Origin of the sequence: Embleya sp. AB8 (assembly GCF_049739465.1) — a bacterium.
Classification (GTDB): domain Bacteria; phylum Actinomycetota; class Actinomycetes; order Streptomycetales; family Streptomycetaceae; genus Embleya.
In genome coordinates, this window is sequence record NZ_JBMHHY010000030.1 from 114,131 (window position 1) to 126,695 (window position 12,565).

The 12,565-nt window shown below is 72.0% G+C and carries 9 protein-coding genes; 4 read left to right on the forward strand and 5 right to left on the reverse strand.

What is annotated here, in order from left to right; all coding sequences use genetic code 11:
- Positions 1 to 78: 78 nt before the first annotated feature.
- Both ABIA38_RS36105 and ABIA38_RS36110 read right to left on the reverse strand, forming a co-directional pair.
- Positions 79 to 2,343 carry a protein kinase domain-containing protein gene (locus tag ABIA38_RS36105; RefSeq protein ID WP_424643181.1) on the reverse strand — a complete coding sequence of 755 codons (2,265 nt, stop codon included), beginning with the start codon at positions 2,341 to 2,343 and terminating at the stop codon, positions 79 to 81.
- A 454-nt stretch (positions 2,344 to 2,797) separates the two neighbouring features.
- Entirely contained in the window at positions 2,798 to 4,981 is a 2,184-nt protein-coding gene (locus ABIA38_RS36110) for a DUF4157 domain-containing protein (protein WP_424643182.1), read from the reverse strand.
- Between the two features lie 201 nt (positions 4,982 to 5,182).
- Here ABIA38_RS36110 and ABIA38_RS36115 point away from each other — a divergent pair, with 201 nt between their 5' ends.
- Complete coding sequence (locus tag ABIA38_RS36115) at positions 5,183 to 5,344, forward strand: alpha/beta fold hydrolase (RefSeq protein WP_424643183.1); 162 nt, start codon at positions 5,183 to 5,185, stop codon at positions 5,342 to 5,344.
- Here the strand turns inward: ABIA38_RS36115 and ABIA38_RS36120 are convergent, their stop codons facing one another.
- From ABIA38_RS36120 to ABIA38_RS36130, 3 genes are all read right to left on the reverse strand, one after another.
- Complete coding sequence (locus ABIA38_RS36120) at positions 5,345 to 6,829, reverse strand: alpha/beta hydrolase (RefSeq protein ID WP_424643184.1); 1,485 nt, start codon at positions 6,827 to 6,829, stop codon at positions 5,345 to 5,347.
- 313 nt (positions 6,830 to 7,142) lie between these two features.
- Positions 7,143 to 7,742 carry a class I SAM-dependent methyltransferase gene (locus ABIA38_RS36125; RefSeq protein ID WP_424643185.1) on the reverse strand — a complete coding sequence of 200 codons (600 nt, stop codon included), beginning with the start codon at positions 7,740 to 7,742 and terminating at the stop codon, positions 7,143 to 7,145.
- A 181-nt stretch (positions 7,743 to 7,923) separates the two neighbouring features.
- The gene (locus tag ABIA38_RS36130; RefSeq protein WP_424643202.1) at positions 7,924 to 8,772 is read right to left on the reverse strand and encodes an alpha/beta fold hydrolase; all 849 of its coding nucleotides are present in this window, start codon (positions 8,770 to 8,772) and stop codon (positions 7,924 to 7,926) included.
- Between the two features lie 457 nt (positions 8,773 to 9,229).
- Here ABIA38_RS36130 and ABIA38_RS36135 point away from each other — a divergent pair, with 457 nt between their 5' ends.
- The 3 genes from ABIA38_RS36135 (at position 9,230) to ABIA38_RS36145 (ending at position 12,480) form a co-directional block, all read left to right on the forward strand.
- Positions 9,230 to 10,624, forward strand: a complete 1,395-nt coding sequence (locus ABIA38_RS36135) for a diaminopimelate decarboxylase (protein ID WP_424643186.1) — start codon at positions 9,230 to 9,232, stop codon at positions 10,622 to 10,624.
- The gene (locus tag ABIA38_RS36140; RefSeq protein WP_424643187.1) at positions 10,621 to 11,454 is read left to right on the forward strand and encodes a M55 family metallopeptidase; all 834 of its coding nucleotides are present in this window, start codon (positions 10,621 to 10,623) and stop codon (positions 11,452 to 11,454) included. The genes ABIA38_RS36135 and ABIA38_RS36140 overlap by 4 nt, the downstream gene beginning before the upstream one ends.
- A gap of 114 nt (positions 11,455 to 11,568) precedes the next feature.
- A complete protein-coding gene (locus tag ABIA38_RS36145) occupies positions 11,569 to 12,480 on the forward strand; it encodes a phosphotransferase family protein (RefSeq protein WP_424643188.1) in 912 nt (303 codons plus the stop codon).
- Positions 12,481 to 12,565 lie beyond the last annotated feature (85 nt).

A 12,565-nucleotide genomic window follows, 5' to 3' on the forward strand; every position in this document is an offset into this window, starting at 1 on the left:
CGGGCAGTGGCAGGGGGTTCGGGTATCGATCGGGATCGCCCGGGCCGGTCGCGCCGGTCGCGCGGGATGGGTCGGCGGTTACGCCCCGCTCGCGGCGACGACGACCAGCGAGGTGCCGTTGGCGCTCCACAACCGGCCGCCGCCGGCCGCGATGAGCGGGGCGCTGACGGCGCTCTGCACCGGGTCGTTGTACTTCCACCGGCCGATGCCCGTCGCGGCGTCCACGGCCCACACGTTCGCCCTGTTGTCCGTCACGTACACGTTGCCGTCCGCGATCCGGATCCCGGCCGAGGCCACGCCGGTCTCCTTGAGCGAACCGCCTTGCGGCGCGGTGGCCCACTTCGGTTTGCCGGTTCCCGCGTCGAGGGCGAAGAGGCCGACGTCGCAGGTGACATACACCGTTTGTCCGTCCGGACTCGCGACCGGTACGTCGAAGATGTCGTACCCGTTGCGGGTGGCGTTGAAGGTCCACCGCACCCTGCCACCGGGGTCGACCGCGGTGACTGACCTTCCCCCGTATACGTAGGAGCTCCCGGCGAAGCACCCGGTCGCATTCGTCCAGCTCGCGAAGGAGCCGCCGGGCACCGGCTTCCGCCAGCCACGCCTGCCGGTCGCCGGGTCGAGCACGACCACCTGGCCGTCCGCGAGGCCGCCGCCACCGGTGCCGCCTGCCAGGATCATCGCCTCGGTCGTGGGTGGTACCAACGGCACCGCCGTCACATCCTCGCCGGATTCCTGCCACAGCGTGCTGCGCGTGCGTGCGTCGACAGCCCAGACGAAACCTTGGACCGGGTCCTTGCTGGAGGCGATGCCGGAGACGAACACGGTGTCGCCGAGGACTCCGGCGACGGTCCCCACCTTCCAGCCCGCGACTGGAAACCCGGCACTCCACAGGAGTTTTCCCGTCGCGACGTCCATGGCGTGCAGGCCCGAGACCATCGGGGATCCGGCGCTCCCGCAGAGGTAGAGGATGCCGTTGCGGACGGCGGCGGGCGGGTTCTTGAACACGGGGGCAGGCGCTATTCGGATCGGTGCCCAGCGGACTTTGCCGTCCAGGTCCAGGCCGGTCGCCTCGAGCAGGCCGAGGTTGACCAGGCCTTCGCCGCTCAGCACGAGGCCGAGGCACTTGATGTCGAGGTTCGGCATCTTGCGGACGACGGCGTCGGGTGCGGTGAGGGGCGTCGTCGGGAGCGTCTTCGGGGCGGCCGTCGGACCGCCTCCGGCTCCGGTGCTGCGGCCGGCGTTCTCGGCGCTGCCGCCACCGGATGCCGGCAGCATGACGGCCGCCGTGATGCCACCGGCCACCGCGACCGTGCCCGCCGCAGCGCCGAAGAGCAGCGCACGGCGGCTGATCCTGCGGGGGCCCTGAGCGGAGGGCTGCGATGGCGGCGGCGCAGGCCAGGGCCATGGGTACGGCTGCGTCGGAGGTATGCGCGGGGGCGGGGGCGTGGGAGCGGTGAGGATCGACGCGCGGACCGCCATGATGTCGGCGGTCAGCGGCGCGGGCAGCCAGCTCCCGGCGGGCACGTCGACGCCGTGTTGTTCGATGTCCGCGACCACCTGGGCCGGATCGGGCCGGGCCGCGGGGTCCTTGGCGAGGCAGCGCAGGATCAGCGCGCGAAGCGGTACGCCGAGCCCGGCCAGCGGCGTGTGGTCCGGCTCGGTGCCGGCGACGCGGAACATCAGCGCGGCGGCGTTGCCGCTCCCGAACGGTGGCAGCCCGGTCGCGGCGAAATACGCGGTGGCGCCCAGCGCGAAGACGTCGCTGATCGGCGTGAGCGGTTGGTCCAGGGCCTGTTCGGGCGACATGTACCCGGGCGAGCCGACCACCGCGCCGCTGCGGGTGTGCGAGGTTCCCTCCACCGCCCGCGAGATCCCGAAGTCGATGACGTGCGGTCCGTCGAGCGCGACCAGGACGTTCGACGGTTTGAGATCGCGGTGGATCAGGCCGGCGGCGTGCACGCTCCGCAGCGCCTCGGCCAGCCCGGCGACCAGCATGCGCAACGACGCCTCGGGCAGCGCCCCGTGCCGGGTGACCGCCGCATGGAGGGCGACGCCGGGCACGAACGCCGTTGCCATCCAGGGGACCGGAGCATCCGGATCGGCGTCCACGACCGGGGCGGTGAAGGCACCGGAGACCCGTCGGGCGGCCGCGACCTCCTGTCCGAAGCGGGCCCGGAACACCGGGTCGTCGGCGAGTTCGGGACGGACGACCTTGACCGCCACGGTGTGACCGCCGGCCGAACGGCCCAGGTACACCTTGCCCATGCCGCCGGCGCCGAGCAGGCCGAGCACCGCGTACGGTCCGACCCACCGCGGATCGGCGGCGCCCGACAACTCCATGGTTCCCCTCTTCGGCGGCAGCTCGCCACAATACCCACCCGGTGATCATCGTGTGCCGGCCGTACCCCGCCCCCGCTGCGTCGCCGGCGCCGGCTCGCGCCCACCCGTGTCGGGCTGCGGGAACAGGGCCCGGTTCGGGTTCTGGTGGTTCCCGGTCGAGCCGGGCCGTAATTCCGGCTATTCCGGCCATTTCGGCCGACCGAGGGGGCCCGGCCGTCACCGGAGGGGCGGCGAAGTGGCTGCCGAGGTCTGCCGGATGGGGCCGGCACGGTCGCGGTGGGGCCCAGGGCCGCGTGCGCCCGTCGTGGCGAGGGGGTGACGTTCAGACGGTCGTGAACGCGTACGCCACGCCTTCACCGCCCACCGCTTTACAGCTTTACTTACCGCTTTACCGCTTTACCGCGAGGTGCGGCGGAGCCGTCCGGTCCTCCTTTTCCTCCGTGGACGGCCGGTGCTACCGCTTCTCCTTCTCGTACTTGAGCCGCTTCTCCTCGTTCAACCGCTGGACCAGGTCGAAGGCGGCGACCGCGAGCGGCTGGAGGTCCGCGGTGCGCAGGCCGGCCTTCATCCGACGCAGTTCGGCCACCAGGGCGACCTCCTCCTTGCCGACTCCGCCCACCCGGTCGTCCACCGAACCCAGCGCGCCGAGGGATTCGTGGATGTGCGTCCAGTCCGCCTCGCCGACCTCGGCCTTCTCCACCTGGGTCAGGTGTTTGTAGTTCCGCAGCAGATCCTTGCCGGCCGGCATGCCCGCCAGCCACCGGTGGCGGGTCAGCGGGATCGCCCGCTCGGTGCGCTGACCGGCGTCCCCGTGTTCGACGGTCTTGGGGTACACCAGGGTCTGCCGGTCGTTCGGGTCGAAGCCGGCTGCGCTCAGGATGAACGCGGCGAACGCGTCCGGGTGCTCGCGGTAGTAGACCCGGAACGGAAGGGGCAGCAGCGTGAAGTTGTGGGCGAAGGACGTGCGAGACATCAGACCGCCCGCGATCGACTTCGAGTTCGCCCTGGTCGGCAGGTCGTCGCCGTATCTCAAGTAGCTGCCGATCAGCGTGGTCAGACCGACCAGCCCGCTCGTGGACGCACCGCCCGTGATCTCCTTGCCGAGCTTCTCGGCCTGCGACTCGGCCTGCGCACGGATGCCGTCGACCACGCGGAGGTTGTCCTCGTGCAGGTCCGCGCCGGCCTCCTGCCGCTGTTCGAAGGCGGAACTCGAGGCGTTCCAGGGACGTTTGGCCGGCACGTTCAGGTACTTCACCAGCCGGGGCAGTTCGTCCAGCTTGAAACCGCCGGTCATCTGCGGTGCGTAGACGATCTCACCGCGCAGCGGGAACACCATGATCCCGGCGTCCGCCGTGAAGCCCCCGAGCCCCACCTCCTGGAGCGGGAAGGACTCCTGGTCCTTCCGGGCGTCCAGGGCACCCGAGACCCGGGTGATCTCGTCCATCACACCGAGGAGTTCGTCCCTCGTGTCGAGTGGATCGGTCACCCATTCCAGGGCCGCGCCGCCGGTCGGGCTGACGTCCGAGGTGAGCCGGTAGCCCCTGCCCCGGCCGACCGTACCCATCTTCGGGACGTCACGGCCGCGAAGCGGAGTCTCCCGGATCACGCCGTTGCCCAACAACGGCAGGGCGGCCTCCTCCTTGTGCACCGCGTACTCGGCGGGCTTCTCCTGCCGCGCTCGTTCGAGCCGCGCGCTGCCCGCGGCAGTGGTCTGGAACGATGGGTCGTTCGGCCGCGTCTGCGGCAGCGGGCTGAGCCACTCGTTCCGCAGCTGTTCGGACGTCTGGGTCAGCTCGGTCGGATCCAGCAGGTCGGCGAACTGTCGGAGGGCCATCTTCATCAGGATCTGCGCGCCGATGACCGCATCACGCCGCGATACCTCGTCCTGGTAGTTCTGCTCGTCCGCGGCGGTGAGGTTGTTGTGGTCGCGCACTCGCCACTGCGACTCGAACTCGAAGCCGACGCGGCGTTGGATCGCGAGGCGTTGCCCGGTCTCGTCATGCTCCTCGTCACGCTTCTCGCCGTCGATGGCGGAGCGTTGCACACCCTCGCCGCGGGCCACCCGGGCGCCGACCTCGGAGGCCTCGCGCTCCCACCTGTTGTCGGGGTCGCTGAGGCCGGCGGGGGCGTCGTGCTGGGTGGTGTGGTGGATCTCGTGGGCCATCGTCTCGACATCGCGCAGGACGCTCGCGCTCCGGACGACGATGTTGTTGCCGACGGTGTACGCCTTGGCGTCGATGCTCGCGGCGGCCCGCTCGTCGACCGAGACCCTGACGTGGTCGAGCCTGGTGCCGAAGGCGTCCTCCAGGGTCCGGCGCACCCCGCCCGGCAGCCGATTGCCGCCGCGCTCCGCCGATTTCGCGGCCTCGCGCACGACGTCGGGCCCGCCCGCCGCGCCGTCCCCGGAGCGCTGCACGGCACCCCGGCCGTGGCCGGCGCCGGGCCGGTTCCGCTCACGCTCGACCATCCGCGCGACGGCCGCGTTCCCGATCGACCGTTGCAGGGCAGCCGGCGCACCCGCCGGCAACGGCCGGCCGCGTCCGGCGGTGGGCGGGCCGGGAGTCCGCACTGCGTCGCGGGGCCTGGGCTGTTCGCGGTCGGGACCGGCGTTGCGTCGGGACTCGGTGGTGTGCCGCATGAAGGATCCGTTCGAACGAGACCACGTGCATCCTCTTGGGAGCGAGCCTGCCGCAGGAAACGCCGCGACGGAAGAGCGCGGAGGGCAGACAACAGGCCCCGCCGGACTGCCTGATCGGGCAGCCCAGCGGCAGCGCTCGCGCACGGGTTCGCCGAGTGGACCGAGGACGAGCTGCGGTCGATCACCGCCCGCACGCTCCTGGTGATCGGTGACACCGACTTCGTCCGCGTGGAGCACGCCGCGCGCATGCACGAACTCATCCCGGACGCGCAGTCGGCGGTCCTCCCCGGCACCACCCACATGGGCGTGATGCGCCGCGCCGACCTGCTGCTCCCGATGCTCGATGTGTTCCTGCCCTCCTGATCACCCGGCGGCCGGTGGTTCGGGCGCGCAGTGGGTGCCGACGGGCGGGGTCCGCAGGTCGATCAGATAGCGGTCCATCGCCGCCCGGACGCACGCACTTCGTTCGAACGCGATATGCCCCCAGCCGTCATACGTCAGGAGCACCGCCCGCGGGATCTGCCGGGCCACCTCGACGGCGAAGGTGTACGGGGTGGCCGGGTCGTGGCGGCTGTTGATCACCAGGATCGGCGGAGCGCCGTGCACCCGGTACGGGCGGGGTGGATTCGTGACCGGTACGGGATTGCCCAGGCAGGTGGTCAGCATGTCCCAGGTGAGCCCGGACAGCCGCAGCCGGGGTGCGAGCGCAGCCATCCGCCGCTTGGTGGCCGCGAGTTCGTCGGCGCCGGCGATGTCGATCCGGAAGTCGGAGCAGAACATCGCCTGCTTGTACGGGGTGTCGCGGTTGGGCGGCGGGGTGAACGGCGGCAGCGTCGGCCGGCCGGGGGGTTGCCTGTCGAGGTCGTCGAGCCGGGCGGCCAGTTGCGACCAGGACGGTTCGTAGAAGCCCTTGACGACGTGATCGCTCAGCGCGTACGGGGTCAATCGGGTGTTCGGGTCACCGGGTAGGGCGAGCGTGCCGGCCTCGGCGCGTTGGTACAGCCGGGCGTACACCCCGGCCGGGTCGCGGCCGTGCAACATGCAGCGGGTGTCCGCGTCGCACCAGCGCACGAACTCCGCGAAGGAGTCCTCGGCCGCGACCGTGCCGCTGTCGAGGAAGCGCCCGGTGTCCGCACTGTGATCGAGGTTGCCGTCGACGACCAGGGCGCGGATGCGGTGCGGGAAGAGTTCGGCGTACCGCTGGCCGGCCATCGTGCCGTACGACCCGCCGACGAACGTCAGTCGGCGTTCGCCGAGGGCGGCCCGGATGGCGTCGACGTCCCGCGCGACGCTCGTGGTGTCGAGGTGGTCGTACAACGGCCCGGTCCCCTGACGGCAACTGGCTGCCAGGTCCCGGTTGTACGCGGTCAGCGCGGCGAATCCGGCCGGGGTGACCGGATCGGCGCTCGGGTGGCGGTCGACGACGGCCGGGTCGCAGCGCAGCGGGTTGCTCCGGTTGCCGCCGCGCGGGTCGTAGCCGACGAGGTCGAAGCGGGCGCGCACCTCCGGGCCGAACTCGGTATTCCTGAGGATGACATTGACCCCGGACTGCCCCGGGCCGCCGGGCCCGAAGACGAGCGGGCCGATCCGGTGCGCGGGATCGGTGGCCCGCCGGCGAGCCAGGGCGAGGTCGAACCTCGCTCCCCGGGGGTGGTGCCAATCGACGGGCAGGGAGAGCGTTCCGCAGTCGGCGGTGGCGTCCTGGGCGCAGGGTTGCCAGCGGATCGCGCCGACGGGCGCGTTCGACGGATCGTCCGCGGCCGGGGCGGCGACGGCGGGTACGTTCAAGAGAGCGGCCAAGGCCACGGCCGGCGCCAGGGCGGTCGCCGGCCGTCGGAGGATCTTCACACGTGAACCCTTCGCTGCGGATGTGTCGTGGCGCCGTGCGCCCGCATCTTCCGCGACGAAGTCACGGTCGACGTACGGGCGTTGGCGATCACGAGCCTGCTCTCGACGGGCGCCGCGCTCATCGGCCCACGGGCCGAGAGGGACAGTGGTACCGCCGTACGACGTCCCGACCCCGTGTCACACCGCTTGACGCGATTGTTCCGGATACGTCCCGCGCCGGTGGCGGCCCGCCGACCGGAAGCCCGGCGGCATCTCGCAACGGTCGTGAGCACCGAACGGCGGGCGAGTCGTCGGTGCCCTCGGACGCCGTGGTTCAGGACTGTCGGCGGAAGCGGAACCACTCCGGTTTCGTCTTGTTCATCGGCCAGCCCAGACCTGCGGTGGCCGCCGGTTCAACCGTCAGCAGCTCCCAGTTCGGAAACGCGGCCTCGACCTCGTCCCGACTCACGCCGCCGATGAAGGAGCGGACCCGCGTCGGCCCGAATGCGAGCATCAGCAACGTGGCGTCCGGCTTGGCCAGGGCCGTGACACCACGACCGACGGCCTGTCGCTGCCCGGCGTCGAAACCCTGGAAACAACCGATGTCGAGGAAGAAGTCGAAGGTTCCTTCCAGACCGGCGGACTGCAGGTCGGTCACATCCCCTTCGACGTAGGTGACTCCGGCATCGCCTCTCTCCCGGGCCGCCGCCATCGCGGCCGGTACGTAGTCGATGCCCACGGCCTGCCACCCCCGCCGCGCGAGCTCCGGAGTGAACTGGCCACGCCCGCACCCGAGATCGAGAGCGCGGCCGAGTGGCCGCGGGCGGTCGGCTTCCTCGCGATCGAGCACCACCGAAATGTTGTCACTCGCCGCTTCCCCATAGGACTCCCAGGGCGTCATCCCGAAGCGGTACATACGAGCGTAGTTCGTCATGCGCTTGGCCTCCCGACGTAGAGATGATCAGGATAGGGAGCGGCCGGCGAAGCCAGATCGGGGGACAACCCCCGGCGCCGGCTCGCCCGGAGCCGAACCTGGTGTTGTCGACGGCGAGTTGCGGCCGGCTGCGCCGTCGATCGGGGGCGGTACGGTGACGGGCCTGTGCGGTCGCCGCCGTTCACTCGGCGTGGTCGCGCAGCCAACCCAGGGCCTGTGTGGCGGAGTCGAGGATCGAGATGTGTCCGTCCTCGGGGCGCAGCCGCAGTTCCGCCGAGGGGCAGTGGCGCGCGAGCCACTCGCCGTGGGAGCTGGGTACGACCCGGTCCAGGCCGCCGTGCAGGACCAGGGTGGGTGCGTGGACCTGCTCGGGGTCGAATCCCCATGGGGCGACGTATGCCAGGTCGTCGTCCACCATTCCGCCGATGCCGTTCTCCAGGCCCTTGCCGGCCACGTCGCCCAGCCAGGACCACGCGCCCTCCAGCGCGGCGTGATCCGCCGGGATGAACATCTCCGCGTCGAAGTCACCGGCGGACAGGAACTTCTCCAGCGTCGCGCGTCCCTGGACCGCGGCGCGCAGCTCGGCTTCGCCGAACGGCCCCATGCCCGCGAACCAGTCCAGCCCGTTCGCGCCGAGCGGGGCCAGTCCCGCCGCGCAGACCACACCCACGACCCGATCGGGCAGCAGCGCGGCACACGCGAGCCCGTGCGGGCCCCCACCGGAGGCGCCCATGACCGCGAACCGGTCGATGCCAAGCGCGTCGGCGATCGCCGAAACGTCCGCCGCGGCTGCCGCCACGTCCCGACCCGGGAGCGGCGTCGATCCCCCGTAGCCGGGCCGGTCGTAGGAGATCCAGCGGATGCCGTGCCGGACGGCGGCCGGGAACAGGGGTTCGGGCGGCGCTCCGATGTTCGGCGTGCCGTGCTGCCACACCACCGCGAGCGCGGCCTCGGCACCTTCGGTGTGGGCGTCGTACACATGCAGTCTTCGACCGTCGTCCAGTTCGAGATCGATCTCTGCCGGCGTCATCATGCCCCGAGCCTAAGGGAGCACCGACCGCCACCCCATCAACAGGCCGGTGGGTGGCGGCCGTCGAGGCATCGATCGCCCGCACGGCGACGCCCGGGCCGGCTGCGCGGTGTCGTCGCCGTCAATCCGCTCGGCTACGAGGTCGACGTGCTGCGCGGCCTGCTTCTGGGGACGCCGGCCCACCTCGCCGCCGACTTCGGCGTGCTCCTGGCGGCCGCGGCACTCGCCATCGCCGCGGCCTCGGCACTCCTGGGCCGACTCGCGCGCCGAGCACCCATCGCCCAGGATCCGGGCAGCCGTTCCCGGTGCCGGACCGGGAGGTGTCCACCGCGGCGACATCGGTCCTTCGGTCGCACCCCACGCCGACTCGTGCCCGCGTCGGGGCAAGTCGGGGGCAAGCTGTACATGCGACTCGAACCAAGCGCGGACGACCTGACATCCTCGAAGGGTGGCGCACATGACTTCCGCAGTGGCCCGACGGCGTCGAGCGGCCCGAGAGGCGGCTCTGGCCCAGGCCGTGGCACAGGGCCTGCTCGGCCCGGAGCAGCCCCTGGTGGGCCTGCTGGACGTGGACGGCATCCGGGCCTCGGTCGACGCGCTGACGGCGGCGTTCGGCGACACGCCCGTGCTGCACACGTTCGCCGCCAAGGCGTGCGCCCTGGTCCCGGTCCTGCGGCTGCTCGCCGACGCCGGGATGGGCTGCGAGGTCGCCTCGCCCGGCGAACTGGAGCAGGCCCTGGCCGCCGGGTTCGCCCCCGAGCGGCTGGTCCTGGACAGCCCGGCCAAGACGGTCGAGGAACTGCGCCGCGCCCTCGCACACGGCATCGCCGTCAACATCGACAACTTCCAGGAACTGGCCCGCGTCGACGCGCTCGTGGCCGAGCACCTGGCCGCAGGGCCGATCGGGATTCGGGTCAACCCGCAGGTCGGCGCCGGCGCGATCGGCGCGATGAGCACCGCGACCGCCACGTCCAAGTTCGGCATCGCGCTGCGCGACCCGGGCGCGGTCGAGGCCGTGGTGGAGGCGTTCGCCCGCCGGCCGTGGCTGAACCGGCTGCACGCGCACGTCGGTTCCCAGGGCTGTCCGCTGCCGCTGATCGCCGCCGGCCTGCGCGCCACGTACGAACTCGCCGAGCACATCAACACCGTCCTGGGTCGCCGACAGATCACCGACCTGGACATCGGCGGCGGCCTGCCGGTGAACTTCGCCGACGACGAGGACGACCCGACCTTCGCCGACCACGTCGCCCAACTGCGCGCGGCCGTACCCGAACTCCTGGACGGGAGCTACCGGTTGGTCACCGAGTTCGGCCGCTCGCTGCTCGCCAAGAACGGCACGATCGGCTCGCTCGTGGAGTACACCAAGACCGCCGGCGGCCGACGGATCGCGATCACCCACGCCGGCGCCCAGGTCGCCACCCGCACGGTGTTCATGCCCCAGGCGTGGCCGCTGCGCGTGGGCGCCTTCGACGCGCACGGCCGACCCAAGCACACACCGCACGAGATCCAGGACATCGCCGGCCCGTGCTGCTTCGCCGGCGATCTGACCGCTGTCGGGCGGGCCCTGCCACTGCTGGAACCGGGCGACGTCGTGGCGCTGTACGACACCGGCGCCTACTACTTCTCCTCCCATTTCGCCTACAACTCGCTGCCCCGACCGGCCGTGTACGGCTACCGCGCCGGGCCCGACACGGTGCACTTCGCCACCGTCCGCGACGCGCAGACCCTCCGCGAGGTGGTCCGGGAAAGCGGCGATGCGCATACGCACGCTTTGGTGGACCTGGTGTCCACGAGCCCTTCGGAGAACCCATCGGACGAGGACCGTCCCGACCCCGAGGAGGCGGCGCAATGACCCGCGTGCTGATCTCCGCCGACATGGAGGGCGCCACCGGCACGGTGTTGCCCGCCGACGTCACCGCCGGCAACCCGCGCTACGAACGTTTTCGACGCCTGCTCACCGGCGACGTCAACGCGGCCGTGGCCGGATTCCTGGACGGCGGCGCCGACGAGGTGATCGTCAACGACGCCCACTGCGGCATGGACAACGTGCTCCTGGAGGAACTCGACCCGCGCGCGCTGCTCATCGTCGGCCGCAACAAACCGCTGGGCATGCTCCAAGGACTCGAACTCGACGTGGACGCACTGGCGTTCGTCGGCTACCACACCGGCGCCGGCGAGGCCGGCGTGCTCGCCCACACCTACCTCTCGCACAGCGTGCTTGCGGTACGCGTCGACGGACGCCCGCTCGACGAGGGCGGCTTCAACGCGCTCGTCGCGGCCGAGGCCGGCGTCCCGGTGGTCCTGGTCACCGGCGACGACCTGACCTGCGCCGAGGCCGCCCGGTACGCGCCGGGCTGCCGCACGGTCACGGTCAAGACGGCGATCTCCCGCCACGCGGCGATCTGCCGCACACCCGCCGCGACCTCGACCGACATCCGCCGCGAGGCCGCCGCCGCGCTGGCGAACCCGCCGGATCGACCCACCACGACGCCCACCCCGCACATGATCGAGGTCGACGTGGACAGCCCCTACCTCGCCGAACGCGCGAGCGCGACGGCCGGGGTCGACGTCGTCGGCCCGCGCACCGTCCGCCTCCAGGCCCCCGACGCCCGCGAGGCACTGCGCCGATTCCGGGCCCTGACCTGGCTGATCGGCGCCGGCCGTGAAGAGGACTGGACCTGACCGATCAGCCCCCGCGACGCTCGCCCCGAGGCAGGGAACGGGCCGGACCCGACGAGCCCACGACGAAAAGGCGCTCGACTGCCCGGCCGACGACCGAACGGATCACCACCACTGATGACCGAACACTTGACGGCCCTGCACGGCCTGGCCGAACGGTGGGGGCTCGACCAGCTCACGCCGGTGGGCAGCGGCCTCGAATTCTCCGTCCACCGTGCCCTGGACCGCGACGGTCGGCAGGTCGCGCTGCGCCTCGCGCACCGCCGCTTCGACGCCAACGCCAACGACCCGCACGTGGACACGCGCGCGCTGCTGAGCCAGGAGTACACGATCGGTCGACACCTGGCCGCGCACGGCCTTCCGGTCGCCGAGCCGCTGGAACTTCTCCTCTCCCAGCGGCCGGACGTCCCGGACGTACTGCTCTCCCGCTATGTCCCCGACGACGGCTCCACGCTCGACTGCTTCGCCCTCGGCGGGCTCCTCGCCCGCCTGCACGCGTTGCCCCCGCCACTCCGCCTGGTCCCCGTCGCCTGCGAGGGGCTGACCACCCGTCAGGCGATCGTGGCCCGCATCCGCCGGCGCTGGACCGAGGTGGGCCGGCATGTGTACGACTGGCCCGAGCCGCCGGACCTCGCCGGCACCGCCCGGCACCTCACCGCCGTCGGCACGGCCGGCCTGGTCCACCTCGACGTGCGCAGCGCCAACATCCGGCGGCACGACGGCGCGACCACCGCGCTCCTCGACTGGTCGAACGCCCTGCTCGGCGACGCGACGTTGGAGTTCGGCAGGCTGGCCGAGTACGCCCGTTACCCCGAGAACCAACTCGACCTCGCGGCCCTGCGGGCCGGATACGGCCGGGAACAGGCGCTGCCGCCGGCCGCCGAGACCGGGCCGACGCTGGTCGGCCGCCTCGACGCGGCGCTCATGCTGGCCCTGGTCTTCCTCTCCGAGGCCCCGGACCCGACCCGGGGCCCGGCGGCGGCGGATCACGCCCGAGAGCTGGCCGAGCGGCTCGACGCAGCGGGATGACGCAGAGGGATGACGCCTTGCGCTCACCTCGACGGGGTCGTTCGTGACGGAATCCGCTCCGCCTCGTTCAACGGTTGCCATACCG

Excerpts from the sequence above, each read along its gene's own strand:
- ABIA38_RS36140 (WP_424643187.1), top strand. The coding sequence starts at position 10,621 with ATGACCCGCGTGCTGATCTCCGCCGACATGGAGGGCGCCACCGGCACG.
- ABIA38_RS36145 (WP_424643188.1), top strand. The coding sequence starts at position 11,569 with ATGACCGAACACTTGACGGCCCTGCACGGCCTGGCCGAACGGTGGGGG.
- ABIA38_RS36135 (WP_424643186.1), top strand. The coding sequence starts at position 9,230 with ATGACTTCCGCAGTGGCCCGACGGCGTCGAGCGGCCCGAGAGGCGGCT.
- ABIA38_RS36130 (WP_424643202.1), bottom strand. The coding sequence starts at position 8,772 with ATGACGCCGGCAGAGATCGATCTCGAACTGGACGACGGTCGAAGACTG.
- ABIA38_RS36110 (WP_424643182.1), bottom strand. The coding sequence starts at position 4,981 with ATGCGGCACACCACCGAGTCCCGACGCAACGCCGGTCCCGACCGCGAA.
- ABIA38_RS36125 (WP_424643185.1), bottom strand. The coding sequence starts at position 7,742 with ATGACGAACTACGCTCGTATGTACCGCTTCGGGATGACGCCCTGGGAG.
- ABIA38_RS36105 (WP_424643181.1), bottom strand. The coding sequence starts at position 2,343 with ATGGAGTTGTCGGGCGCCGCCGATCCGCGGTGGGTCGGACCGTACGCG.